The sequence below is a fragment of the Tepidiforma sp. genome, from assembly GCF_026419595.1.
GTDB lineage: Bacteria > Chloroflexota > Dehalococcoidia > Tepidiformales > Tepidiformaceae > Tepidiforma.
In genome coordinates this window covers 34,130-57,910 of sequence record NZ_JANZZD010000016.1, presented here as the reverse complement: position 1 = coordinate 57,910, position 23,781 = coordinate 34,130, and the positions used below count along the sequence as shown (strand labels likewise).

At 72.7% G+C, this 23,781-nt stretch carries 29 protein-coding genes; 16 read left to right on the top strand and 13 right to left on the bottom strand.

Going from position 1 to position 23,781, the window contains the following annotated elements:
• Positions 1-252: 252 nt before the first annotated feature.
• Entirely contained in the window at positions 253-1,302 is a 1,050-nt protein-coding gene (purM, locus tag N2041_RS09725; protein WP_297678234.1) for a phosphoribosylformylglycinamidine cyclo-ligase, read from the top strand.
• Between the two features lie 22 nt (positions 1,303-1,324).
• On the opposite strand, the gene N2041_RS09720 is transcribed toward purM, so the two are convergent.
• Positions 1,325-2,173: a hypothetical protein gene (locus tag N2041_RS09720; RefSeq protein ID WP_297678232.1), complete on the bottom strand. Its 849-nt coding sequence runs from the start codon at positions 2,171-2,173 to the stop codon at positions 1,325-1,327.
• A gap of 159 nt (positions 2,174-2,332) precedes the next feature.
• Here N2041_RS09720 and N2041_RS09715 point away from each other — a divergent pair, with 159 nt between their 5' ends.
• Positions 2,333-2,581, top strand: a complete 249-nt coding sequence (locus tag N2041_RS09715; protein WP_297678230.1) for a hypothetical protein — start codon at positions 2,333-2,335, stop codon at positions 2,579-2,581.
• Here N2041_RS09715 and N2041_RS09710 read toward each other — a convergent pair.
• Complete coding sequence (locus N2041_RS09710) at positions 2,559-3,335, bottom strand: phosphatase PAP2 family protein (RefSeq protein WP_297678228.1); 777 nt, start codon at positions 3,333-3,335, stop codon at positions 2,559-2,561. The two genes, N2041_RS09715 and N2041_RS09710, sit on opposite strands and share 23 nt — an antisense overlap.
• A 168-nt stretch (positions 3,336-3,503) precedes the next feature.
• Between N2041_RS09710 and N2041_RS09705 the strand changes: the two genes are divergently transcribed.
• Both N2041_RS09705 and N2041_RS09700 read left to right on the top strand, forming a co-directional pair.
• Complete coding sequence (locus N2041_RS09705) at positions 3,504-3,758, top strand: hypothetical protein (protein WP_297678226.1); 255 nt, start codon at positions 3,504-3,506, stop codon at positions 3,756-3,758.
• Between the two features lie 121 nt (positions 3,759-3,879).
• Positions 3,880-4,836, top strand: a complete 957-nt coding sequence (locus tag N2041_RS09700; RefSeq protein ID WP_297678236.1) for an alpha/beta hydrolase — start codon at positions 3,880-3,882, stop codon at positions 4,834-4,836.
• A gap of 7 nt (positions 4,837-4,843) precedes the next feature.
• Here the strand turns inward: N2041_RS09700 and N2041_RS09695 are convergent, their stop codons facing one another.
• The 4 genes from N2041_RS09695 to N2041_RS09680 form a co-directional block, all read right to left on the bottom strand.
• On the bottom strand, positions 4,844-5,620 hold the full coding sequence (locus N2041_RS09695) for a DUF169 domain-containing protein (RefSeq protein WP_367187719.1): 777 nt from the start codon (positions 5,618-5,620) through the stop codon (positions 4,844-4,846).
• Between the two features lie 64 nt (positions 5,621-5,684).
• Positions 5,685-6,287, bottom strand: coding sequence for a PilZ domain-containing protein (locus N2041_RS09690; protein WP_297678222.1), 603 nt, complete (start codon positions 6,285-6,287; stop codon positions 5,685-5,687).
• A 45-nt stretch (positions 6,288-6,332) separates the two neighbouring features.
• Entirely contained in the window at positions 6,333-7,733 is a 1,401-nt protein-coding gene (locus N2041_RS09685; protein WP_297678220.1) for an FAD-dependent oxidoreductase, read from the bottom strand.
• Positions 7,730-8,182 (bottom strand): CBS domain-containing protein, encoded by a 453-nt coding sequence (locus N2041_RS09680; RefSeq protein ID WP_297678218.1) that lies wholly within the window; start codon positions 8,180-8,182, stop codon positions 7,730-7,732. Before N2041_RS09680 ends, N2041_RS09685 begins: the two co-directional genes overlap by 4 nt.
• 195 nt (positions 8,183-8,377) lie before the next feature.
• Between N2041_RS09680 and N2041_RS09675 the strand changes: the two genes are divergently transcribed.
• The 10 genes from N2041_RS09675 (at position 8,378) to N2041_RS09630 (ending at position 18,806) form a co-directional block, all read left to right on the top strand.
• The gene (locus N2041_RS09675) at positions 8,378-9,778 is read left to right on the top strand and encodes an amidase (protein ID WP_297678216.1); all 1,401 of its coding nucleotides are present in this window, start codon (positions 8,378-8,380) and stop codon (positions 9,776-9,778) included.
• 106 nt (positions 9,779-9,884) lie between these two features.
• A complete protein-coding gene (locus N2041_RS09670) occupies positions 9,885-10,634 on the top strand; it encodes an SDR family NAD(P)-dependent oxidoreductase (RefSeq protein WP_297678214.1) in 750 nt (249 codons plus the stop codon).
• Positions 10,635-10,702: 68 nt separating this feature from the next.
• Entirely contained in the window at positions 10,703-11,836 is a 1,134-nt protein-coding gene (dnaJ, locus tag N2041_RS09665) for a molecular chaperone DnaJ (RefSeq protein ID WP_297678212.1), read from the top strand.
• A gap of 9 nt (positions 11,837-11,845) precedes the next feature.
• Entirely contained in the window at positions 11,846-12,745 is a 900-nt protein-coding gene (gene prmA / locus N2041_RS09660; RefSeq protein WP_297678210.1) for a 50S ribosomal protein L11 methyltransferase, read from the top strand.
• Positions 12,746-12,819: 74 nt separating this feature from the next.
• The gene (locus tag N2041_RS09655) at positions 12,820-13,644 is read left to right on the top strand and encodes an isocitrate lyase/PEP mutase family protein (protein ID WP_297678208.1); all 825 of its coding nucleotides are present in this window, start codon (positions 12,820-12,822) and stop codon (positions 13,642-13,644) included.
• 89 nt (positions 13,645-13,733) lie between these two features.
• Entirely contained in the window at positions 13,734-14,651 is a 918-nt protein-coding gene (locus tag N2041_RS09650) for a helix-turn-helix domain-containing protein (RefSeq protein WP_297678206.1), read from the top strand.
• Positions 14,651-15,994 carry a 30S ribosomal protein S12 methylthiotransferase RimO gene (gene rimO, locus N2041_RS09645; RefSeq protein WP_297678204.1) on the top strand — a complete coding sequence of 448 codons (1,344 nt, stop codon included), beginning with the start codon at positions 14,651-14,653 and terminating at the stop codon, positions 15,992-15,994. The genes N2041_RS09650 and rimO overlap by 1 nt, the downstream gene beginning before the upstream one ends.
• 49 nt (positions 15,995-16,043) lie before the next feature.
• Complete coding sequence (locus tag N2041_RS09640; RefSeq protein WP_367187718.1) at positions 16,044-17,372, top strand: glutamine synthetase family protein; 1,329 nt, start codon at positions 16,044-16,046, stop codon at positions 17,370-17,372.
• A gap of 73 nt (positions 17,373-17,445) precedes the next feature.
• Positions 17,446-17,991 carry a DinB family protein gene (locus tag N2041_RS09635; RefSeq protein WP_297678201.1) on the top strand — a complete coding sequence of 182 codons (546 nt, stop codon included), beginning with the start codon at positions 17,446-17,448 and terminating at the stop codon, positions 17,989-17,991.
• Positions 17,988-18,806: an aldolase/citrate lyase family protein gene (locus N2041_RS09630; protein ID WP_297678199.1), complete on the top strand. Its 819-nt coding sequence runs from the start codon at positions 17,988-17,990 to the stop codon at positions 18,804-18,806. The genes N2041_RS09635 and N2041_RS09630 overlap by 4 nt, the downstream gene beginning before the upstream one ends.
• Before the next feature lie 12 nt (positions 18,807-18,818).
• Here N2041_RS09630 and N2041_RS09625 read toward each other — a convergent pair whose 3' ends face one another.
• The 3 genes from N2041_RS09625 to trxA all read right to left on the bottom strand — a co-directional run bounded on the left by N2041_RS09625 (position 18,819) and on the right by trxA (position 20,536).
• A complete protein-coding gene (locus tag N2041_RS09625; RefSeq protein ID WP_297678197.1) occupies positions 18,819-19,118 on the bottom strand; it encodes an FmdB family zinc ribbon protein in 300 nt (99 codons plus the stop codon).
• A gap of 70 nt (positions 19,119-19,188) precedes the next feature.
• Positions 19,189-20,133 (bottom strand): thioredoxin-disulfide reductase, encoded by a 945-nt coding sequence (gene trxB, locus N2041_RS09620; RefSeq protein ID WP_297678195.1) that lies wholly within the window; start codon positions 20,131-20,133, stop codon positions 19,189-19,191.
• A gap of 76 nt (positions 20,134-20,209) precedes the next feature.
• On the bottom strand, positions 20,210-20,536 hold the full coding sequence (gene trxA, locus N2041_RS09615) for a thioredoxin (RefSeq protein ID WP_270057440.1): 327 nt from the start codon (positions 20,534-20,536) through the stop codon (positions 20,210-20,212).
• Positions 20,537-20,648: 112 nt separating this feature from the next.
• Between trxA and N2041_RS09610 the strand changes: the two genes are divergently transcribed.
• Positions 20,649-20,927 carry a metal-sensitive transcriptional regulator gene (locus N2041_RS09610; protein ID WP_270057441.1) on the top strand — a complete coding sequence of 93 codons (279 nt, stop codon included), beginning with the start codon at positions 20,649-20,651 and terminating at the stop codon, positions 20,925-20,927.
• Between the two features lies 1 nt (position 20,928).
• Here N2041_RS09610 and N2041_RS09605 read toward each other — a convergent pair whose 3' ends face one another.
• The 3 genes from N2041_RS09605 to N2041_RS09595 are packed head-to-tail and all read right to left on the bottom strand — an operon-like array spanning position 20,929 to position 22,621.
• The gene (locus tag N2041_RS09605; protein WP_297678192.1) at positions 20,929-22,023 is read right to left on the bottom strand and encodes a glycerate kinase; all 1,095 of its coding nucleotides are present in this window, start codon (positions 22,021-22,023) and stop codon (positions 20,929-20,931) included.
• Position 22,024: 1 nt separating this feature from the next.
• Positions 22,025-22,198, bottom strand: a complete 174-nt coding sequence (locus N2041_RS09600) for a hypothetical protein (protein ID WP_270057443.1) — start codon at positions 22,196-22,198, stop codon at positions 22,025-22,027.
• Between the two features lie 27 nt (positions 22,199-22,225).
• Positions 22,226-22,621 carry a nuclear transport factor 2 family protein gene (locus N2041_RS09595; RefSeq protein ID WP_297678189.1) on the bottom strand — a complete coding sequence of 132 codons (396 nt, stop codon included), beginning with the start codon at positions 22,619-22,621 and terminating at the stop codon, positions 22,226-22,228.
• 80 nt (positions 22,622-22,701) lie between these two features.
• Here N2041_RS09595 and N2041_RS09590 point away from each other — a divergent pair, with 80 nt between their 5' ends.
• Entirely contained in the window at positions 22,702-23,352 is a 651-nt protein-coding gene (locus N2041_RS09590) for a hypothetical protein (protein ID WP_297678186.1), read from the top strand.
• On the opposite strand, the gene N2041_RS09585 is transcribed toward N2041_RS09590, so the two are convergent.
• Positions 23,349-23,777 carry a PaaI family thioesterase gene (locus N2041_RS09585; protein ID WP_297678184.1) on the bottom strand — a complete coding sequence of 143 codons (429 nt, stop codon included), beginning with the start codon at positions 23,775-23,777 and terminating at the stop codon, positions 23,349-23,351. The genes N2041_RS09590 and N2041_RS09585 overlap by 4 nt on opposite strands.
• Positions 23,778-23,781 lie beyond the last annotated feature (4 nt).

Sequence of the window (23,781 nt, the reverse complement as noted above, 5' to 3'; positions counted from 1 at the left end):
GAGCGGGGAACGGGGAGGGAGTATCAACCTCCAACCTCCAACCTCCAACCTCCAACCTCCAACCTCCAACCTCCAACCTCCAACCTCCAACCTCCCGCGCCGGCGCGGAGCGCCGGCATCCCGCGGCGAAGCCGCCGGCAGGCGGCGAGCCACCCCGCGCCGCGGGCGGCTGAGCCCGCGGCATCCCGCGGGGGCGGCGGGGGCGGCGGGGGGTCGCCTGCCCGGTGCGGCAGGCTCTGGTAGGCTGATGGCGTGACCGGGGAACGGAAGTACGCCGAGGCGGGGGTCGACATCGCGGCGCGGAGCGTGTTCGCGCGGCGGCTGCCGGGCATTCTCGCGCGGGCGCGGCGGCCGGAGGTGCTGAGCGATGCGGGGCCGTTCTCCGGGCTGTTCCGGCTCGGGGACCGCTACCGCGACCCGGTGCTCTCGGCGAGTGCGGACGGCATCGGCACGAAGGTGAAGCTGCAGCTGGCGGCGGACCGGCTCGACCTCTGCGGGCCGGACATCCTCGGACACAGCATCAACGACATCCTCGTCTGCGGGGCCGAGCCGCTCTTTTTCCTCGACTACATCGCGGGGAACGGGCTTTCGAACGCGCAGAAGGAGGCACTTGTCGAAGGGGTGGCGAACGCCTGCGCGGAGGCGGGCTGCGCGCTGCTCGGGGGCGAGACGGCGGACATGCCGGACGTCTACCCGCCGGGGGAGTTCGACCTCGCCGGGTTCATCGTCGGCGTGGTGGAGCGGGACGCGATCATCGACGGCTCGCGCATCCGGCCGGGGGACGCGCTCATCGGGCTGCCGAGTTCGGGCCTGCACACGAACGGCTTTTCGCTGGCGCGCCGTGCGCTGGACGTGGCGAACGGCGAACCGCCGGGGGAGACGCGCCGCCGGCTCGAGGAGCGGCCGCCGGAGCTGGCCGGGGCGACGCTCGGGGAGGCCTTGCTGGCGACCCACCGGCCGTACGCGAAGGAGGTCCGGCCGGTCATCGGGATGGTGCGGGGGATGGCGCACATCACGGGCGGGGGCTACCGGGAGAACGTGCCGCGCATTTTGCCCGCGGGCGTGACGGCGGTCATCGATACGCGCGCGTGGGAGGTGCCCGGCATCTTCCGGCTGATCGCGGCGCGGGGCCGGGTGGCGGCGGAGGAGATGTACGAGGTGTTCAACATGGGCATCGGCATGGTGCTCATGGTGGGGGCGGAGGACGCGGAGGCGGTGCTGGCCGCGATCCCGGGAGCGGTGCGCGTCGGCGAGGTGCGGGCGTGGACCGGCAGGCCGGTCGAGCTGCTCGGGCTGGAGTGAGCGGAGCGGACGCGGCGCGGGCTCAGGCGAGCAGGTAGAGGGTCACCGCGGCCGCGGGGATCACGAGCCAGACGGCGCCGGTGAGGAGAATGGCGACGGCGGCGAAGAGCCGGGCGTCGTCTTCGGGCGGGTCGCCGGCGTCGCCGATGGCGGCCCAGAGGGCGGCGAGCGGCTGGCGCATCACGAGCGCCGCGCGGCGGTGGGCGAAGCGCGCGCCCGTGAGGAGCAGCGAGGAGAGCAGGAGGAAGAGGAGGAAGAGGCTCCCGAAGAGAGCGGCGATGACCGGCCGGGCGAGAACGTCGATGGCGCCGAGGTACTGGCCAAGGGAGGCGAGGAGCGGGACGACCGCGCCGCCGGCGACGAGCGCGGGGACGCCGGCGCCGCCCCCGGCGAAGCCGGGGAGGAGGCGGTCCATCTCGGAGCGGGCGCGCGCGAGGCTGGCGCGCTCCGGGGTGCCGGGCAGGCACTGGGCCTCGCGGCGGGCGTAGAGGACGGCGAGCCGGTGCGCGACGGCGCGGGCGTAGCCGCGCGTGATGTAGCCGGCGACGAACCCGGCGGCGAGGCTGGCGAGGGGCCGGAACCGCCAGTAGCGGCGGCTGACGGGGACGTCCCGCGCGGCTTCGCGGTCGAGGACTTCGAGCGCGCGGACGGCGAGGCGGTGAGCGGCGGGGAAGGCGGCGGGATCGGCGAGCGGCGGCGCGGCGAGGCTGGCGGCGATGCGGGCTTCGGCGCCGGCCTCCGGTTCGAAGCCTGCGAGGGCGCGCTCGGCGATGTCGTCGGGGCCGGACGTGAGGAGGCGGCGGGTGGTGTCGAGCTGGCGGGTGAGCTCGTCGATGAGGGCGTGCGGGCCTTCGGCCGGGGACTGGGCCACGGGGCGAGTGTAGCGGAGGCGGCGGCTGCGCGAATCGGCGCGGACGTTTTTCGAAGCGTTTACGCACGGGGCCTCCTATCGGGGGAACCCCCGATAGCGGCAGGGCAGCGGACCGGGGGAGGATGGTGGTGCGCCCGGATTTCGGCTGGAGGTCGTGCGATGCGCGTGGTGTGTGCGTGGTGCGGCGCGGTGCTCGTCGAGGGAGAGGGGCAGGTGTCGCACGGGATTTGCGGGGCGTGTTCGGAGCTGTTCGAGCGGGCATACCTGCGGGCGCTTCGGGAGCGGGCGCGGCGGCAGCGGCGCGGGGCCCGGCCGCGGGCGGGGGCGCCGCTGCCCGGGTTCGAAGCGGCGCTGGCGGGCCGCGGCGGGTGCCCAGGACGGGGCATCACCAGCGCAGGCGTTCGCTGACGGCGGCGGGGAGGCGGCGGAGGCGGACGTCGCCGAGGCTGGCGACGAGCCACCAGGAGAGGATGACGACGAGGCCGCCCATCACCATATCGAAGAAGTAGTGGTTGCCGGTGACGGTGACGGCCCACCACATGACCGCGGACATGGCGGCCGCGCCGGCGCGGAGGAGGCGGCTGCGGGTGTTGACCCAGACGGCCATGGAGGAGAGCAGGATCCAGCCGAAGTGGAAGCTGGGGAGGGCGGCGTAGTCGTTCACGAACGGGCCGGGCTGGAAGTAGTTCACCGCGCTCGCGGCGCCGTGGACGGTATCGACGAAGCCGAAATCGTAGCCGTGAAGGGCCATGAGGCGGGGCGGCGCGGCGGGCAGGAGCCAGTAGGCGGCGATGCCGATGAGCGCGGAGACGACGAGGACGTTGCGGACGAAGCGGAAGCGGACCGGGTCCTTCCAGAGGAGCCAGGCGCCGATGAGGAGCATGACCGGATAGTGCCCCCAGGCGTAGACCCAGTTGGCGACGGCCATCGCGGGGCCGCTCTGGAGGAAGGCGGCCTGCCAGCGGACTTCGAGAAAGAGGCCGAGCTGCTGTTCGACGTGGATGAGGCGGAGGCTGCGGGCGACGGCGGCATCGACGTCATCGGGCCGGACGCCGCGGAGGAAGAAGTAGACGAGCATGAAGGCCGCGGTGAGGCCCGCCTCGGCGGCGATGGTGCTGAGGCGGCGGGAGGGCTGTGGCGGCGCGGCGGTGGATTCGGCCATGGCGGGACGCTGTCGCGTTAACGCTGTGATCACGCTACCGGGGGCAGGTTCGGCCGGCAAGTTGCTATCGAACAGGGTCGGAGTGTTGGAGGGGAGCAAGAAGTGCGGGTGCGCCGATGAGCGCGTTGCGGGCGGGTGCCGCATACTGTAGATGGAAGGGACGATGCGATGAACGCAACGGACGACCGCGAACAAACGATTCCCCTCGGGCGGGACGCCGAATTCACCGGGCTGATCCGGTGCAAGCGGTGCAACCTCTCGTACACGCCGTCGAAATCGACGAGCGCGCTGCGGCTGACGTACTGCAGCTTCCTGTGCGAGCTGGGGGATCTCGGCTTCAGCATGCAGGGGCTGGAGCACATGGAGCGGGTGAAGAAGGGGGACGACCGGCCGGCGGAGGCGGTCTCGGCCGGTTCGGAATAGGCGACAACCCGGCACAGCGAAGCGAAGACCCCGCCGCGCGCGAGCGGGGTCTTTTGTGTCATGCGAAGGAGTCGGCTAGGCTACGGCTTCCCGGCGCAGCCGGAGACTTCGCAGGGGCGTGATGATGACAGCAATCACCCACCGGACGGTTTCGACGAACGGCATCCAGATGCACATCGCAGAGGCGGGGAGCGGGCCGCTGGTGGTGCTCTGCCACGGGTGGCCGGAGTCGTGGTATTCGTGGCGGCACCAGCTGACGGCGCTGGCGGAGGCGGGCTACCACGCGGTGGCGCCGGACCAGCGGGGCTACGGGCAGACGACGGCGCCGCAGGAGATCGAGAAGTACACGCAGCTCCACCTGGTGGGGGACATCGTCGGGCTGCTGGACGCTCTCGGGGAGGAGACGGCGGTGATCGTCGGGCACGACTGGGGAGCGCCGGTAGCGTGGAACTCGGCGCTGCTCCGGCCGGACCGGTTCCCGGCGGTGGTGGGGATGAGCGTGCCCTACGGGCCGCGGGGGGACGTCCGGCCGACGGACGGGATGAAGGCGATCTTCGGGGACAACTTCTTCTACATCCTGTATTTCCAGGAGCCGGGGAAGGCGGAGGCGGAGCTGGAGGCGGACGTGCGGGTGACGATGCGGAAGCTGCTGTACTCGGCCTCGGGGAACCTGGTGCCGACGCCGGAGATGGGGCAGCCGCGGCCGAAAACGGCGAAGTTCCTCGACAACATGGTGGACCCGGCGGAGCTGCCGCCGTGGCTGAGCGAGGCGGACCTCGACTTCTTCGTCGGCGAGTTCCAGCGGACGGGCTTCCGGGGCGGGCTGAACTGGTACCGGAACATCGACCGGAACTGGGAGCTGATGGGCGCGTGGCGGAACGCGAAGGTGACGGTGCCGGCGCTGTTCATCACGGGGGAGAAGGACCCGGTGCGGGGGTTCGCGCCGGAGGCGAACATCCGGCAGCACGTGCCGAACCTGAAGGACCTGGTGCTGGTGCCGGGCGCGGGCCACTGGGTGCAGCAGGAGGCGCCGGAGGCGGTGAACGAGGCGCTCATCCGGTTCCTGCGGAGCCTGTAGGCCGGGCTCAGCCGTAGCTGCGGGCGAGGCCGGCGCGGGCGTCGGCCTGGATGCCGTACTGGGGGATGGGGTAGCGGAGCCCGTTGGCGGCGAGGCGCTCCATCCCCGCGATGGCGCGGGGGAGGTACGCGGGCGGCAGGGCCATGAGCAGCTCGTCATCGAGGACGCCGCCGTAGCGGCGCTCGGCGTAGCAGGGGATGGCGAGGCTCGGTTCGCCGGTGGCCAGGGCGCGGCCCCAGCTGTCGGCGCAGGCGGATTCGCCGACGACGCCCCAGCTGAATTTGCGGTAGCCGCTCCACTGGAGGCCGTTGATGAAGATGATCGCCTGGCCGGGCGTGAGGTAGATGAGGACGATATCGGGCGGGTCGAGGCGGCCGCTGGCGAGGGGCGAGACGGCCATCGCGCGGTAGCGGCCGAAGGGGACGACGTCCATGGCGGCCTGGTGGGCGGCGGCGTCTTCCGGGGTTTCGAACCAGACGCCGGCCATGCGGCGGCCGGAGCGCCACTCCTCGTCCTGGGGATGGAGGCCGATGACGGCGCCGCACTGGGCGCCGACGAGGTCGTCGGCGGTGATGCCGACGGTCCAGCCGAGGCGGGCGGCCTGGGCGACGACCTGGTCGGTGGTGTGGATGGCGGCGGGGCGGCGGATGCGGGGGACGGCCTCCATCGCCTCGACGGTTTCGAAGAGCTTCATGCCGATGGGCGGGGTGCGGAGGCGGAGGAGGCGCTCGAGGGAGGCGACGAGCGCGGGCCAGTCGTAGCTGGCGGGCTCTTCGAGCGGGATCGCGTCCGGGTGGATGGTCGACACGCGGCACCTCCGGGGCGAGGGTGCCGGTATGGTAGCGCGCTCAGGCGGCGGGCGTTTCGAGGGCGGCGGCGAGCGCGGCGATCAGTTCGCGGAGGACGGCCTCGGCCTCTGGGGTGAGAGGTTCGAAGCGGAGGTGCCAGGCGTAGCGGCCCCCGGCGGCGGGGCGGCCGCGGACGAGAACGGCGCGGACGGGGGCCGCGAGGCCGGGCCATTCGAGCTCGAGAGCGGCGCCGGGCGGAGGCGCGGGCGCGTCGACTTCGACGGCGCAGCCGCCCAGGGAGAGGTCGACGATGGTGGCCGGCAGGCGCTCGGGCGGGGCGGCGATGGCGGCGGCGATGGCGACCGGGTAGCGGTCGAAGGCGCGGCGGTCGAAGGGGCGCCAGGGGCTCTGGCGGGTGAAGACGGCCTGGCCGGGGCGGGCCTCGCGGAAGCGGGCGAGGGCAGCGACGGCCGCGCCGCGTTCGCCGACGGAGATGATGACCTCATCGCCGTAGTCCCAGGGGGCTTCCTCGACGGCGACGACGACGGCGAAGAGGCGCTCGGCCGCGAGCGTGCCGCGGCCGCCGGGGGCTTCGCCGCGGGGGATGACGATGGCGGGCGCGCCGATGACGGGCGCCGCGATGGGGCCGAGGTCGTCGTCCACCCCGAAATTGACGGCAGGATTGGGGGATTCCTTGAGGGGGACGGCTCAGGTAGCGGGGGCCGCCCGGCCGAGGGCTTCGAGGACGGCGGCGAGGGACGTGAACTTGACGCGGGGGCGGCCTTCGCGGGCGCCGGCGGCGCGTTCCAGTTCGTCGATGCGCTGCCAGTCGCTGCAATCGAGCCACTGGACGCCGCGGCCGCGGAGGAGGGCTTCGACGCTGGCCGGGTCGGGGTCGGCGGGCGCGGGGAGACAGCCGGCGTCGGCGTCTTCGAGGAGGCAGCGGACGGTCTCGGCGGCGTCGGGCTTGTTGGTGCCGATGACGCCCGTGGGGCCGCGCTTCAGCCAGCCGGCGACGTAGCGGCCGGGGAGGGGTGCGCCGCTGGCGGGGTCGATGACGCGCCCGGCGCGGTTGGGGATGACGCCAAGGCGCTCGTCGAAGGGGAGGCCGGGGATGGGGAGGCCGCGGTAGCCGACGCTGCGGAAGACGAGGCCGGCGGGGATGGTCTCTTCCTCGCCCGTGGGCTCGGCGGCGATGCCGCCGGCGGGGGACGCGACGAGCCGGTTGCGGACGGCGCGGACCGAGGCGACGGCGCCGTCGGGCCCCGGCAGGAGCTCGAGAGGAGAGACGCAGAAGCGGAGGTGGATGGTGCGCGGGCGGCAGGGCACGGGCGCGGCGGCGATTTCCTGGATGAGCTGGACCTTGCGGGCGAGGGTGCGGTCGGGCGAACGCTCGACTTCGGCGGCGCTGGCGGGGTCGAGGGCGGCCTCGGCGGGGTCGATGCGGAGGGCGGCGCCGGCGAGGGTCGTGAGCTCCTTCAGCTCCGGCGCGGTGAAGGCGGCCTGCGCCGGGCCGCGACGGCCGAGGATGTGCACCTCGCGGATGCGGCTCGCTTCGAGGGCCTCGATGGCGTAGGGGGGCATGTCGGTGCGGCGCAGCTCATCCGGGGTGAGGACGAGGATGCGGGCGACATCGATGGCGACGTTGCCGACGCCGACGACGACGGCAGATTCGCGCTGGAGGTCGATGGCGAGGCCGGTGAAATCCGGGTGGCCGTTGTACCAGGCGACGAATGCGGTGGCGGGGAGGGAGCCGGGGAGGTCTTCGCCGGGGACGCCCATGCGGCGGTCGGCGCGGGCGCCGGCTGCAGCGACGACGGCGTGGTAGCGGCGGGCGAGGTCGTCGAGGGCCAGGTCGCGGCCGACGTCGACGGCCGCGAAGAGGCGGACGCGGGGGTCGTGGAGGAGGGGTTCGAAGGCGCGGGTGACGCCTTTGATTTTCTGGTGGTCGGGGGCGACGCCGTAGCGGACGAGGCCGTAGGGCGCGAAGAGGCGCTCGAAGACATCGATGGAGAGGTTCGCGCTGGCGGCGAGGAGGTGTTCCACGGTGTACATCGCGGCCGGACCCGAGCCGATGACCGCCACGCGGAGCGGGGCGGCGGCGGTCACCGGCCGACCCCGGATTCGTCGCTTTCGGCCTCGAGGCGGAGCTCGAGCGTGACGAGGCGGCCGGCGAGGCTGCGAAGGAGCGCCTGGGCGAGGTCGGCGGTGGTCACGAGGCCGACAAGGGTGCTGCCATCGACGACCGGGAGGTGGCGGAAATGGCCGTCGGTCATGGCGGCGAGGGCCGGTTCGAGGTCGTCGTCGAGGCGGCCGCAGATGACTCCGGGGGTCATGAGGTCGGCGACGGCGAGACGGTCGAGCGGGCGGCCGGCAGCGAGGGCGCGGACGATGTCGCGTTCGGAGAGGATGCCGGCGACGGCGCCGGCGGCATCGAGGGCGACGAGGGCGCCGATGTTGCGGGCGGCGAGCTCGGCGATGGCGGCGGAGACCGGGGCATCGGCGGCGATGCAGGCGACACCGGTGCCTTTGGTAGCGAGGACTTCGGCAAGCTTCACGGCGAACCTCCGCGGCTGGCGGGCCGCATCGAGGGAACCACGGACGGGCATGCCCCGGCAATCGGGGGAACCCCGAGACAGCGTAGGCGGCGGGAGGCGGCAGGAGAGGGGCCGGGCGGCCCCGAAACGGCGGACGCGAGGGCTACAATGCGCGGGGCGCGGGGCGGCGCGCAGCACGCACGGAGGGACGCACGAATGGACCGATGGATGCCGGCCTGGGAGATCGCGGAACGGGTGCGGCGCGGGGAGTGGACGGCGCGGGAGGTGACGGAGCGGGCGCTGGCGCGCATCGCGGAGCTGAACCCGCCGCTGAACGCCTTCATCCAGGTCGATGCGGAGGGGGCGCTGCGACAGGCGGAGGCGATCGATGCGCTGGTGGCGGCGGGCGAGGACCCGGGGCCGCTGGCGGGGGTGCCGATCGGCGTGAAGGACCTCGAGCCGGCGAAGGGGCTGGTGATGACCTACGGCTCGCGGGCGTTCGAAGGGCAGGTGGCGGAGGCGGATTCGGTACAGGTGGCGCGGCTGCGGGCGGCGGGGGCGGTGATCGTGGGGAAGACGAACACGCCGGAGTTCGGCTACAAGGGGTTCACCGAGAACCGGCTGTGGGGGCCGACGCGGAACCCGTGGAACCCGGCGAAGACCCCGGGCGGCTCGAGCGGGGGTTCGAGCGCGGCGGTCGCGGCCGGGATGGTGCCGCTGGCGACGGCGGGCGACGGCGGCGGATCGATTCGGATCCCGGCGGCGATGACGGGCTGCTACGGCATCAAGCCGACGGCGCACCGCATCCCGCGGGCGGGGGAGCACGCGCCGACGTGGGGGTATTTTTCGACGCTGGGGCCGATGGCGCGGACCGTGCGGGATGCCGCGCGCTACCTGGACGCGGCGGCGGGGCCGCACCCGGATGACCCGGAAGTGCTGGACGGGCCGACCGGCTTCGAGGCGGCCGTGCTCGGGCCGGCGCCGCGGCTGCGGCGGGTGGCGTGGAGCGCGGACCTCGGCTATGCGGCGGTCGACCCGGACGTGGCGCGGGTGGCGCGGGCGGCGGCGGAGCGGCTGGCGGCGGCAGTCGGGGCAGAGCTGGAAGAGGCGCAGCCGGGATTCGGCGACACGATGGAGGCCTGGATGACGATTGCGGCGGCGGGCGATACGCGGCTGGTGGACGAGATGCCGGCGGAGCAGCGGGCGAAGCTGGAGCCGGGCTTCGTGCGGTTCGCGGAGGTCGGGCGGCGGTTCACGGCGGTGGACGTGGCGCGGGCGCTGGAGCAGCGGCACCAGGTGAACCGGCAGATGACGCGGTTTTTCGCGCAGTACGACCTGCTGCTGACGCCGACGACGGCGGCGACGGCGTTCGCGGCGGAGGGTCCGCCGCCCTCGGTCATCGGGGGGAAGGAGGTGGGGCCAGCGGGATTCATCCCGTTCACCTACCCGTTCAACTTCCTCGGGCTGCCGGCGGCCTCGCTGCCGGCAGGGCTGGCGCCGGACGGGCTGCCGGTCGGGCTGCAGGCGGTGGCGCCGCGGTTCGCGGATGCGTTCCTGCTGCGGGTGAGCGCGGCCTACGAGGCGGCGAGCCCGTGGCGGTACCCGGGGCAGGACTGAGCCGGCGAACCGGCCGAAGGGACGCCGGGGAGCGGCCGTTCGGACGCGAATCGGTTCATGCGGATGGGGCAGAATGCCCGCGAAGCATGCACTGGAGGTGACCGGAATGGGACGGCTGGACGGCAAGGTGGCGATCGTGACGGGCGCCGGCTCGGGCATCGGCAAGGCGGCGGCGAAGCTGTTCGCGGCCGAGGGCGCGAAGGTGGTCTGCGCCGACGTGACGGGCGCCGAAGCGGCGACGGCGATGGAGATCGGGCCGGCGCAGGCGGCGGCGATGACGGTCGACGTCTCGAAGGCGGCCGATGTGCGGGAGATGATGGAGCGGACGAAGGCGCTCTACGGGCGGCTCGACGTGCTGTTCAACAACGCGGGCATCGAAGGGGCGCAGGCGCCGACGGCGGACTACGAGGAGGCGGAGTTCGACCGGGTGCTGGCGGTGAACGCGAAGGGCGTCTTCCTCGGGATGAAGTACGGCATCCCGCTGATGCTGGAGACGGGCGGCGGCTCGATCATCAACACGGCGTCGGTGGCGGGGCTGGTGGGCTTCCCGGGCATCGTGGGGTACACGGCCTCGAAGGGGGCCGTGGTGCAGATGACGAAGACGGCCGCGCTCGAGTACGCGCTGCAGGGCATCCGGGTGAACGCGATCTGCCCGGGCGTCATCCGGACGCCGATGGTAGAGCGGTTCACGAGCACCTCGCCGGATGCGGAGGCGCAGCTGGCGGCGACGGAACCGGTGGGCCGGATGGGCACGCCGGAAGAAGTGGCGGCGCTGGCGCTGTTCCTGGCGAGCGATGAGTCGTCGTTCGTGACGGGCGCGGCGCTGCCGGTCGACGGCGGCTTCATCGCCCGGTAGGGGGCGCGGCAGGAGGCGCTGGCCCGCTGCCGGGGGCGTTGGCACTCGGTTTGCTACACTGCTAATCGATGGCGACGGGTCAGCGCGACTACTACGACGTGCTCGGCGTGCCGCGGACGGCGGACCAGGCCGAGATCAAGCGGGCGTTCCGGAAGCTGGCGATGGAGTACCACCCGGACCGGAACCCGGCGCCCGATGCTGCCGAGAAGTTCAAGGAGATCAACCAGGCGTACGAGGTGCTCGGGGACGAGCAGAAGCGGGCGATGTACGACCGCTTCGGGCACGCCGGGGTGGAGGGTGGCGCCGGCGGCGCGGCGGGCTTCGACGGGTTCGCGCACTTCGAAGGCTTCGGCGACATCTTCGATGCGTTCTTCGGGGGGTCGGCGCGGCGCGGGCGGCGGCGCGGCCCGCAGCGGGGGAACGACCTCCGTTACACGCTGCGGCTGACGTTCGAAGAGGCGGTTTTCGGCTGCGAGAAGGAGATCGAGTACCAGCGGCTGGAGCGGTGCGCGGCCTGCGGCGGGAGCGGGTCGGAGCCGGGGAGCGCGCCGGCGGTTTGCCCGGAATGCAACGGCGCGGGCGAAATCCGGCGGGCGCAGCAGAGCTTCTTCGGGCAGTTCGTCAACGTCATGACGTGCCCCCGCTGCCAGGGCGAAGGCCGGGTGATCACGAACCCGTGCGCCGTCTGCCGGGGGAGCGGCCGGACGCGGGAGGCGCGGCGGATCGTGGTGAAGGTGCCTGCGGGCGTCGATGACGGCGCGCAGATCCGGCTAACGGGCGAAGGGGAGGCCGGGCCCCGGGGCGGGGAGCCGGGCAACCTGTACGTGGCGCTGAGCGTGGCGCCGCACGAGCGGTTCCACCGGGTGGAGGACCACCTCGTGCTGGAGCTGCCGGTGAACATCGCGCAGGCGGCGCTGGGAGCGGAGGTGACGATCCCGACGCTCGAGGGCGAGATGGCGCTCGAGATCCCGGCGGGGACGCAGAGCGGCGAGGAGTTCGTCATCCGCGGGAAGGGCGTGCCGCACCTGCGGGGCGCGGGGCGGGGCGACCTCATCGTGCGGGTGACGGTGGTGGTGCCGGAGGAGCTGACCGACCACCAGCGGAAGCTGCTGGAAGAGCTGGCGGAGACGATGGGAACGCCGACGCTGCCGAAGCGGCACAAGGGGTTCTTCGAGCGGATCCGCGATGCGATGGCGGGCTGAGGCAGCCGGGTGACGCACCTCTGGTTCGAAATCACGGCGAAAACGCCGCCGGCGCTGGCCGATGCGGTAGCGGACATCGTGCGCGGGGTCTCGCCGGGCGGGATCAGCATCGAGGAGCCGGTCGACATCCTCGGGCCGGAGCAGGGGTTCCGGGTGCGGGGCGGGGAGCCGGTGCTGATCCGCTGCTACCTTCCGTCGTCGGAGCTGGGGGCGGTGCTGGTGGAGGACCTGCGGCGGGCGATGGAGGCGTACCCGTCGGTGGAGCTGAGCGCGCGGCCGATCTACGAGCAGGACTGGGCCGTTTCGTGGCGGGAGTTCTTCGGGGTGGTGGAGACGGGCGGCCGGGTGGTGGTGGTGCCGTCGTGGGTGGAGCACGAGCCGGCGGACGGGCAGATCGTCATCCGGCTCGACCCGGGACAGGCGTTCGGCACCGGCCATCACGAGACGACGCGGCTCTGCCTCGCGATGCTGGACGGGCTCGTGCGGCCCGGGGCGCGGGTGCTGGACGTCGGGACGGGGTCGGGCATCCTCGCGATTGCGGCCGTGAAGCTGGGCGCGGCGGCAGTCGACGCGATCGACATCGACCCGGTGGCGGCGGAGGTCGCGGCCGCGAACTGCGCGGCGAACGGCGTCGAGCGACAGGTGCGGGTGCGGGCAGGGCGGCTCGAGCCTGGCGACATCGCGGCGGCGTACGACCTCGTCGTGTCGAACATCAGCCCGGACGCGAACATCGGGCTCGTGCCGGTGTTCGAGCGGGCGGTGCGCGCGGGCGGCGACCTGCTGCTCTCGGGCGTGCTCGAGCCGGACGTGCCGCGGGTGGCGGCAGCGTGCGCGGCGGCGGGGTTCGAAGCGGTCGAGACGCGGCTGGAGCGGGACTGGGCGGCGATCCACCTCCGGCGGGCCGGGTGAGCGGTGGACATGGCGGCCGGGCAGGCCGAGAATCCGCGCGCGATGCGGACCGCGACGGCCGGGAGGACGACAGGGTGAGCGCGCCAGGCGAATCTCCGGGGGCGCGGCTGCGCGCGCTGATGGAGCAGGGGCTGGTGGTGGCGCCGTTCGTGTTCGACGGCGTGCAGGCGCGGCTGGCGGAGGCGGCAGGGTTCGCGGCGGTCTACATGAGCGGCTTCGGGACGGCGGCATCGTGGGGGCTGCCGGACCGGGGGCTCATCGGGCTGGGCGAGATGGCGGCGAACGCGGCGCGGGTGGCGGGAGCGGTGCGGGTGCCGGTCATCGCCGATGCCGATACGGGCTACGGGAACGAGGCGAACGTGGCGCGGACGGTGGAGCTGTACGAGCGGGCGGGCGTCGCTGCGCTGCACCTCGAGGACCAGGAGTGGCCGAAGCGGTGCGGCTTCCTCGAAGGGAAGCGGGCCATCCCGGCGGAGGAGATGGAGCTGAAGGTGCGGGCCGCCGTGCGGGCGCGGCGCCACCCGGCGACGGTCATCATCGCGCGGACGGATGCGCTGGCCCCGCTGGGGCGGGAGGCGGCGGCCGAACGGGCGCGCCGGTATTTCGCTGCCGGAGCGGATCTCGTCTTCCTCGACGGGCTGAAGGACCGGGAAACGATCGCCTGGGCAGCGGCAGAGCTGGCGGACGTGCCGATGGTGCTGAATTCCTGGCTGCTGACGCCGGCGGAGGCGGCGGCCCTGGGCTACCGCGTCTACCTGCAGCTGGGGGTGATGCTGCGGCACTTCGAGGAGTTCCGCCGGGCGCTGGAGGAGCTGCGGGCGACGGGGCAGGTGGCGCTCGGCCCCGGGGCGGGCGTGGAGTGGATCACGCGGCTGCTGGACCGGGAAGACGGCGAATGACGGGATGGGATAGGGCGGTTTTCGTTCGTCTACCGTTTAGGGGTGGAACCTGATACGTTCGCGATACCCCTGCTGGGGCACGACGGCCTATGGGTGAACTGGGGAGCCTGTTGACGCGCGCGCGGGAGGCGCGCGGGTTGACGCTCGAGGATGCTGAACGCGACACGCGCATTTCGCGCCGCTACCTGGCGGCGCTGGAGGCGGAGCAGTTCGATGTGATACCTGCGCCGGTGTATGCGCGCGGGTTTTTGCGGTCGTATTCGCAGTACCTGGGGCTGGACCCGCAGGAGATGCTGGCGATGTTCCCGCGGGAGGACGACGACCCGTACGGGCGGGAGGCGGAGCCGCAGCGGCCGAGCATGGACCGGCCGATCAGCCCGGTCTCGGCCTCGCGGCCGGCATGGCGGACGAAGCCGGGCGCGGCGGCCGCGACGGGACCGGGCGGGCCGCGGCCGGGACCGGGCCGGCCGGCACCGCGCGAGGAGGAGCCCGTGATCGGCCGGGCGGCACCGCCGCGGCGGCCGGCGGCCGAGCCTGCCGGGGGCAGCTACGAGCCGATCATCGGGGTCGATATCGGGGTGCCGGCGCCGGCGCGGCGGATCAAGCCGGACCCGGCGGCGCAGACGCGCTCGGCGTTCATCGCGATCGTGGCGATCGCGGCGATCCTCGGGGTGGTGTTCGTGGCCTACCTGCTCGCGAACCTCGCGGGGGGCAACGATACGACGCCGCCGGGCTCGCTGGGGAACACGCCGGTGCCGACACAGGCGGCGGGTTCGACGCCGACGGGTTCGAGCGGGCTGCCGGTGACGCCGGGGCTCGTGCCGGACGTCCGCGGCGTGCAGGAGAGCGTGGCCGTGCTGGCGATCCGGGAGGCGGGGTACGAGCCGCTGGTGCAGCGGGTGAAGAGCAATCAGCCGGCGGGGACGGTCATCGACCAGTCGCCGGCGCCGGACGTGGAGATGGCGGCCGGCTCCCGGGTGCAGATCGTCGTGAGCGAGGGGCAGTGATGGCGGTGCCGCGGACGTATCACCTCGTGACGCTGGGCTGTCCGAAGAACGACGTGGACAGCTCGCACCTGGCGCGGCTGCTGGAGGGCGGCGAGCTGCTGCCGGTCGCAGACCCGCGGGAGGCGGACGCGATCATCGTGAACACCTGCGGGTTCATCGAGCAGAGCCAGGCCCAATCGATGGCGGCAGTGAAGGAGCTGGCGGCGGCGAAGCGGGACGGGCAGACGCTCATCGTCGCCGGGTGCATGACGCAGCTGTACGGGCGGGAGGTGAAGGAGGGGACACCGGGCATCGACCACGTCTTCGGCGTGGGGCAGTGGCACGAGGTGGCGAAGCTGCTGCAGGTGGACGTGGAGGCGATTTACGACATCCCGGAGAGCAACGTCCGGGTCGCGGGGCCGAGCGCGTACCTGAAGATTTCGGACGGGTGCGATGCGCCGTGCACGTTTTGCGTGATTCCGAAAATCAAGGGCGGGCTGCGCTCCGCACCGGCGGGGCTGCTGGTGAAGGAGGCGCAGCGGCTGGCTGGCGCCGGCGCGAAGGAGCTGGTGCTCGTCGGGCAGGACACGACGGCGTGGGGCGAGGATCTCGGGATGCCGGTGGGGAGCGGGCTGCCGGGCCTGCTGCGGATGCTGAGCGAGGCGGTGCCGGGGACGTGGCTGCGGCTGATGTACGCCTACCCGAGCCGGGTGACGCCGGAGCTGATCGCGGCCATGGCGGAGCTGCCCAACGTGGTGCACTACCTCGACGTGCCGCTGCAGCACGGGAGCGAGGCGGTGCTGCGGCGGATGAAGCGGCCGCACAACCTCGAGAAGGTGTACCGGTTCATCGAGGAGCTGCGGGCGGCGATGCCCGACATCGTGCTGCGGACGTCGTTCATCGCCGGGTTCCCGGGGGAGACGGAGGCGGAGTTCGAGGAGCTGCTGGCGTTCGCGCAGGCGGTGGAGTTCGACCATGCGGGCTGCTTCACCTATTCGCGGCAGCAGTGGACGGGGGCGTACGGGATGGACGGGCAGGTGCCGGACGAGGTGAAGGCGGAGCGGCGGGAGCGGTTCATGGCGATGCAGCAGGCGATCTCGGCGCGGCGGGCGGCGCGGTTCATCGGCCGGGAGCTGGATCTGCTGGTCGAGGGGACCGGGGAGGACGAGGACGGCCGGCCGGTCGTCGCCGGGCGCACCTACCGGGAAGCGCCGGAAGTGGACGGGCTGGTGTTCGCGCGGGGCCGGGCCGAGCCGGGGGAGCGGGTGCGGGTGCGCATCGAGGATGCCGCGGAGTACGACCTCTTCGGGCGGGTGCTGAACGGGGGAGGGCCGCGCCGGCGCGGCCGGGCAATCTCCCCGTAACACGGGTTCGGTACACTGCCGGGTGGCGCGCGGGGCGCGCCGGGAGCCGCTGCCGATGAACGAATCCGCTGAGTACGTCCTCTCTGCCTGCCGCGAACACAACGTGAAGTTCATCCGCCTCTGGTTCACGGATATCGTGGGGGCGCTGAAGAGCTTTGCGATCACGGTGGAGGAGCTGGAGAAGGCGCTCGAGGAGGGGATGGGCTTCGACGGGAGCAGCATCGAGGGGTTCGCCCGCATCGATGAGTCGGACATGGTGGCGAAGCCGGACCCGGCGACGTTTCAGCTGGTGCCGTGGCGTCCGAAAGAGGCGAGCGTGGCGCGGATGTTCTGCGATATCACGTACCCGGGGGGCGAGCCGTTCGAGGGCGACCCGCGGTACGTGCTGAAGCGGCAGCTGAAGCGGGCGGCGGACCTCGGCTACACGTTCTACGTCAGCCCGGAGATGGAGTACTTCTACTTCGCCTCGGAGAGCGAGCCGGTGCCGCTCGACCGGGGCGGGTACTTCGACCAGATGAGCGACGGGGGAAGCGACCTCCGGCGGGAGACGGTGCTGACGCTGGAGGCGATGGGGATCGAGGTGGAGTACAGCCACCACGAGGTAGCGCCGAGCCAGCACGAAATCACGCTGCGGTATACCGACGCGCTGACGATGGCGGACGCGGCGATGACGTACCGGCTGGTGGTGAAAGAGATCGCGGCGGCGAACGGGGTGTACGCGACCTTCATGCCGAAGCCGATCGAAGGGGTGAACGGGAGCGGGATGCACGTCCACCAGTCGCTCTTCAAGGGGGAGCGGAACGCCTTTTTCGACCCGGACGACCCGTACCACCTGAGCGCGGTGGCGAAGGGGTATATCGCGGGGCTGCTGCACCATGCGCGGGCGATCACGCTGGTGACGAACCAGTGGGTGAACAGCTACAAGCGGCTGCTGCCGGGGTTCGAGGCGCCGGTCTACCTGAGCTGGGCGCGGCGGAACCGGAGCGACCTGATTCGGATTCCGGAGTACAAGCCGGGGAAGGAGATCCACACGCGCATCGAGTACCGCTCGCCGGACGCGGCCTGCAACCCGTACCTCGCGTTTGCGGTGATGCTGGCGGCGGGGCTGGACGGGATCGAGAACGAGCGGCCGCTGCCGCCGCCGGTGGAGGAGAACGTCTTCGAGATGACGCCGGCGGAACGGGCCGCGCGGGGGATCGAGATGCTGCCGGGCTCGCTCATCGAAGCGATCGAGGTGGCGGAGAAGTCGAGCTTCCTGCGCGAGGCGCTCGGGGACCATGTGTTCGAGAGCCTCATCGCGAACAAGCGGATCGAGTGGGAGCGCTACCGGCGGCACGTGACGGATTTCGAGCTGCGGGAGTACCTGCCGATCCTGTAGGCGGCAGGCGGAAACTGCTCGCGCTGGTGATCGATTTCGCGTAGACTGGCGCCCAGCGGGGATGGAGGCGCACGTGAGCGAAATCGGGACGTACCGTACGGAGTTGACGGCGCGGCTGCGTTCGGTGACCGACGACCTGGCCTGGGTGGTGCGGGGGCTCGTGGCGGAGCAGGCGCACTACCGGCCGGTGCCGGGCGAGTGGTCGATCCACGAGCACCTTTCGCACCTGCGCGATATGGAGCAGGAGGTCTACCTGCCGCTGCTGCGGTGGGCGACGGTGCCGGAGATGCTGGACCCGCGCGATTACAGCCGGCGGGAGTGGCGGGAGCGGCGGTACGACCCGGATGAGCCGGTCGGGACGATCATGGCCGACATCCAGCGGATGCGGGATGAGGAGCTGGCGATCTTCCGGGCGATGGGCGATGCGACGTGGACGCGCTACCGGACGGATACGCGCTGGGGGCCGCTGACCTGCCAGTGGATCGCGGAGGTGATGTACCGCCACGCGCTGGACCACCTGCAGGGGGTGATGGCGCTGGTTGGCGACCTCCACCTCGCGGCGCTGGAGCCGCCGCCGATCATCGTGGGCGGCTACATCGGCGGCGGGGCGAACCGGTGAGGCGGCTGCGCAGCATCGTCGCCATCGGGAGCGGCGGGCTGGACGCCGCACAGGAGGCACTCGGCTCGGCGGCGGACGCGCTGCTGCTGAGCGTGGCGGATGCGCGGGTGCCGCTGGACGAGGCGCGGCGAAACGCTGCGGCGGTGCTGGGTGCCGCCGGGCAGGCGGAGAAGGCCGCGCTCGTGATGGTGAACCACCCGAAAACGCGGCTGCTGCGCGACGACCTCGATGCGCTGCTGAGCCCGCTGGTGCGCGGGGTGCTGCTCCCCCACGCGGTGGAGCCGCAGGACGTGCGGGACATGGCGGTCGCGCTGCGGGAGTTCGAGCTGCGGCGGGGGATCGAGCCCGGCGACACGGCGGTCTTCCCGGTGATCGACACGGCGCGCGGGCTGCTGCACGCGGAGCAGATCGCAATGGCCGCGCCGCGCGTGGGCGGGCTGGTGCTGCACGCCGAACGGCTGGCGCGCGACCTCGGCGCACGGCCGGAGCAGCGGGGCGACCGGCTGGCATACGCGCGGGGGAAGGTGGTGGCCGTCTGCCGGGGGCTGGGCATCATGCCGCTGGTGACGAGCGACGGGCTGGAGCTGACGTACCTGGCGCAGCACGGCTTCGCGGGGGCAGTGCTGCCGGACGTGCGGTACGTGGTGACGGCGAACGCGGCGTTTGCGCCGGGGCCGCTCGTGAAGGAGCGGGCGAACGCGGCGGTGGAGGCGTACGAGGCGGCGCGCGCCGAGGGGGCGTGGGCGGCGCGGTTCGAAGACGAGGTGATCGACGCGGAGGCGGCGCGGAAGCTGCGCCACCTCATCGGGGAGTAGGCGGGCGGGCGGTCAGTTCGGCTCGGGCGGCAGGTCTTTCGCGAGCTTTTCGTAGCGGCGGGCGTACTTGCCGACGTCGGGCGCGGGCCCCATGGCGGCATCGACTTCCTTGCCGTACTTCGCCTCGGCCTCGGCGATCTTGTCCTTGAGGGTCTGGTGGCGGACGAAGGCGCTGACGATGCGGCGCATCTCGTGGCCGCGCTGGCCGCCGGCCTCGGGGCAGGGGGGCGGCTCGACCTGGGCGAGGACGGTGCGGGTGAAGACCTCGGCCATGGCCCCGCATTTCGCGCACTTGAACTCGTAGAGCGGCATGCGCGGATCCTAGCGGGTCGCGGGCGGCTTGCGAAGGCGGGCCGGCGGGTTTCGCCGGCCCGGGCGTGCGTTATGCGTGGCGCTCGGGGCGCGCGTCGAGTTCGGCGAGGTAGTGTTCGGCGCTGATGGCGGCCGTGGCGCCGTCGCCGGCGGCGCTGATGAGCTGGCGGGCGGCCTTCGTGCGGAGGTCGCCGGCGACGAAGAGGCCGGGGAGGGCGGTCGTCATGTCGAGGTCGACGATGGCGTGGCCGCCGGGGTCGAGCGGGATGAGGCCCTGAAGGAGGTGGGAGTTGGGCGTCTGGCCGATGAAGATGAAAACGCCGTCGATGGGGACGGTCTCGGTATCACCGGTGACGACGTTGCGGAGGCGGACGCGCTCGACGCTCTCGGTGCCTTCGATGGCGTCGACGACGGTGTTCCAGCGAAAGCGCATCTTCGGCTCGGCGAAGGCGCGCTCCTGGAGGATGGCGCTGGCGCGGAGGGTATCGCGGCGGTGGACGACGGTGACGGTGCTGGCGTAGCGGGTGATGAAGAGGCCTTCGTCGATGGCGGAATCGCCGCCGCCGACGACGATGACGTCTTTGCCGGCGAAGAAGGCGGCGTCGCAGGTGCCGCAGTAGGAGACGCCGCGGCCGGTGAATTCGGCTTCGCCGGGGACGCCGAGTTTGTTGTAATCGGCGCCGGCGGTGACGATGACGGCGCGGGCGGTGATGGTGCGCTCGGAGGTGGCGAGTTCGAAGCCGCCGCCGGGGAGCGGGGTGAGGCGGTCGACGGGCTCGTAGGCGAATTCGGCGCCGAATTTCTCGGCCTGGCGGAACATGAGCTGGGCGAGGTCGAAGCCGTTGACGCCGTCGGGAAAGCCGGGGAAGTTTTCGACGATGTCGGTGGTGGCGATCTGGCCGCCGATGACCTTGCCTTCGAAGATGATGGTCTTGCGGCGGGCGCGGGCGGCGTAGATGGCGGCGGTGAGGCCGGCGCCGCCGGCGCCGATGATGGCGATGTCGTAGTCGCTCATGGGGTGCTCCGGGGAGTGGAAGCGGCCGCCGGTTGCCCGGGCGGCCGCTGGGGGTGGTGCCGGTGGGGTGCCGGGCTCAAGCGAGGGCTTCGTCGAGCCGCTTCTTGAGGTCGCTCTTGGGGCGGAAGCCGACGATGGTGCCCTTGAGTTCGCCGCCCTTGAAGATGAGGAGGGAGGGGATGGAGCGGATGCCGAACTTGGCGGGGACCATCGGGTTTTCGTCGGTGTTGATCTTGAGGAAGTTGACCTTGCCGGCGTACTCCTGGGCGAGCTCTTCGACGATGGGGGCGACCATGCGGCAGGGGCCGCACCAGGGCGCCCAGAAATCGACGAGGACGGGCAGGTCGGACTTGACGACGTCGTGTTCCCAGGTGGCGTCGGTGACTTCGCGGACTTCGGACATGTGGGTGGTTCCTTTCCCGGCGTGGCTGCCGCGGGGATTGCGGTGATGGACCGGTAGTGCGACTATACCCCCGAGGGGTATACCGAGTCAAGCCCCGGGATGGAGGCGGCGCGTGAACGATGAGGAGATGAAGCGGCTGCTGGACCGGCTGGCGCGGGTGGAGGGGCAGGTGCGCGGGCTGCGGAAGATGCTGGAGGAGCAGCGGTGCTGCGAGGATGTGCTGACGCAGCTCCTGGCGGCGCGGTCGGGGCTGGAGAGCGCGGGGCAGCTGGTGCTGGAGCGGCACCTGAACGATTGCGTGCTGGGGGAAGGGGCGGTGGACGAGCGGACGGCGGAGCGGCTGCGGGAGACGCTGCGGCTCTGGAGCCGGCACAGCGGGCGGGCCGGCTGATTCAGGCGGCCTGCTCGGCAGCCCAGGCGGCAGCGAGCTGGCGGAGGAGGCCGGCGGCGCGCTCCATGGCGCGGGCAGGGTCGGGTTCCAGTTCGGCGATGGTGCGGGCGCCGGGCAGGCTGGCGCGGCCGGCGAAGACCACCGCGGGCTTGCCAGCGGCGCGGGCGGCCTCGAGGACGCGGCCGGTGACCTTGCCGGCGAGCGACTGCTCGTCGTAGCTGCCTTCACCGGTGATGACGAGGTCGGCGGCGGCGAGGCGGTCGGCGAAGCGGGTGACGCCGGCGACGATGTCGAAGCCGCTCTCGATGGACGCGCCGAGGAAGGCGTGGAGGCCGCCGGCGAGACCGCCAGCCGCGCCGGCGCCGGGGAGACCCCGGAGGTCGACGCCGGTGACGCGGCGCACGACGGCGGCGAACCGTTCGAGGGCCTCTTCGAGGAGGTCAACCTCGGCGGGGGCGGCGCCTTTCTGGGGGGCGAAGACGCGGGCCGCACCGGCCGGACCGCAGAGGGGCGAGCGAACATCCGCGGCGACGACGATGGGGAAGCGGCCGAGCCATGGCGGCGGGCGCCAGTCGATCCGTTCGACGCGGGCGAGCGGGCCGCCGCCGGGCGGGAGTTCGGCGCCGGCGGCGTCGAGGAAGCGGGCGCCGAGGGCGCGGAGGGCGCCGGCGCCGCCGTCGGTGGTGGCGCTGCCGCCGACGCCGATGAGCATGCGCGGGGGTTCATCGGCGGCGGCTGCGGCGATGAGCTCGCCGACGCCGAAGGTATCGGCGCGGAGGGCGTCGCGCTCTTCGGGCTTCAGGTGGAAGAGGCCGTTGGCCTGGGCGGCTTCGATGACGGCGTCGCCGGATTCGCGGAGGCGGAGGTAGCGGCCGAGGACCGGGCGGCCGAGGGGATCGTGGACGACGGCCGCCGCGGAATCGGCGCGGACGGCGCGGCGGAGCGCATCGAGGAGGCCGGGGCCGCCATCGGAGAGCGGAAGGAGGTCGAGCTGCCAGGCGGGGCGGGCGGCGCGGATGCCGGCGGCGATGGCGGCCGCTGCTTCGTCGGCGGCGAGGCTGCCTTTGAACTCCTGGGGAGCGATGAGGACGCGCACGTCAGCTGAGCCAGAGGCGCCAGGCGGCGATGAGGACGATGGCGATGATGTAGCCGTAGGCGACGTTGCGGAGGAAGCGGAGGGTATCGCGGGCGCGCCGGTCGCGGAAGACGACCGCCATCACGATGGTCACGGCGAAGAAGGTGACGATGGCGAAGGCGAGGAGCGACTTCATGCGGTGGCCGGCGCGCCGGGCGTGGGCTCAGCTGTCGCCGACGACGGTGCGGCTGGCGAACTTCCAGCCGTCGGCGGTGCGGCGGAGTTCGTCGCGGTAGATGGCGGTGACGAGGATGGAGGCGGGGGGCTGTTCGCCGGGCGTGAGGCGGAGGAGCATGAGGTAGCAGGAGCCGCGGGCGGCGTCGGCGTCGCCTTCGAGGACGAGGTTGTTGGTCCAGTGGCGGGCCTTCATGCGGGTGGCGAAGGCGGCGCCGAAGCCCTGGAGCTGGTCCCGGCCGGTGAAGGTGCCGGTGGCGGAGGAGAAGGTGCCGTCGGGGGTGAAGCAGGCGGCCCAGGCGGCGCCGTCGCCGGAATCGATGGCGTGGTTGTAGCGGGCGTAGAGCTGCTGGATGGCGAGCTGGTCTTCGACGCTGAGGGGCATGGGGCGGAGACCTCCGGGGATGTGCGCCGCGGGGCGGCTGCTGGCGTACGATAGGGCAATCGCTGGAGAAGGGCACGCTGATGCGCGGTTTCGGGATTGGTGCACTGGTCGCCGGCGCGGCGCTGCTGGTCGCCGGCTGCGGGGACGGCGGCACGGCCTACCCCGCGGGGCTGGCGGATGATGCGTACGACCTGGAGGCGATGGCGCTGCAGGCGGCGGACCTGCCGCCCGGGTTCGAACAGCAGAGCCCGGGGGAGTTCGAGAACGAGGCGTGGGCCTCGGTGTTCCAGACGGACGATGTGGAGGCGAAGCTGCGGCAGCTGGAGGCGCAGGGGCGGCAGCGGAACTTCGTGACGCTGTTCGGGCCGCAGGGGCTCGGGCCGGTGCTGGCGGTGACTGCGATTTCGACGCTGTACACGGACGCGGCGGCGGCGGAGCGGTCGCTGCGGGAGTTCGCCTGCGGGCTGCCAATAGAGGCGAACGTGCAGCTGGAGCCGCTGCTCGTGCCGAAGCTCGGCGACGGTTCGAACGGCTTCCTCGAGCGGCAGTTCTCGGAGGGAGCGCCGACGTTCGTGGACGCGACGATCTGCTTCCGGACGGGGCGGGTGGTGCACGCGATCCAGGCGACGAGCGTGGCGGGCGTGGAGGACGTGGCGTTCCTCGTGCGGCTGGCGGAGCGGCAGCTCGTGCGGGTGGATGCGGCGTTCGCGGCGGCGGACGGCGGGGGTTAGGCGGGCGCCGGCGGCGCCTGCCGGAGGGCGTAGAGGGTGCGGCCGCGGGCGCAGAGGTTGCCCTGTTCGTCGGTGATGGCGACTTCGGCGTAGGCGAGGGTGCGGCCCTTGCGGACGATGTGCGCTTCGGCCTCGGCGCGGGCGCCGTGGACGGGGCGGAGGTAAGTGATGCCGAGGTCGGCGGTGCCGTTGGGGACGTCGCCGGGCTGGAGGCTGGCCTGGAGAGCGAAGAGCATGGCGATATCGACCATGGCCGCGAGGACGCCGCCGTGGACGGCCCCGCCGACGCCGGAGAGGGTGGCGGGGCCGGTGCGGAGGGCGATGCGGGCGTAGCCGGGGCGCGCCTCGAGGAGTTCGAGGCCGAGGAGGCGGTGGAGTTCGGTGGCGGCGAACCGCTCGGCCAGGTGGGGCGGGACGGCGCCCATGGCG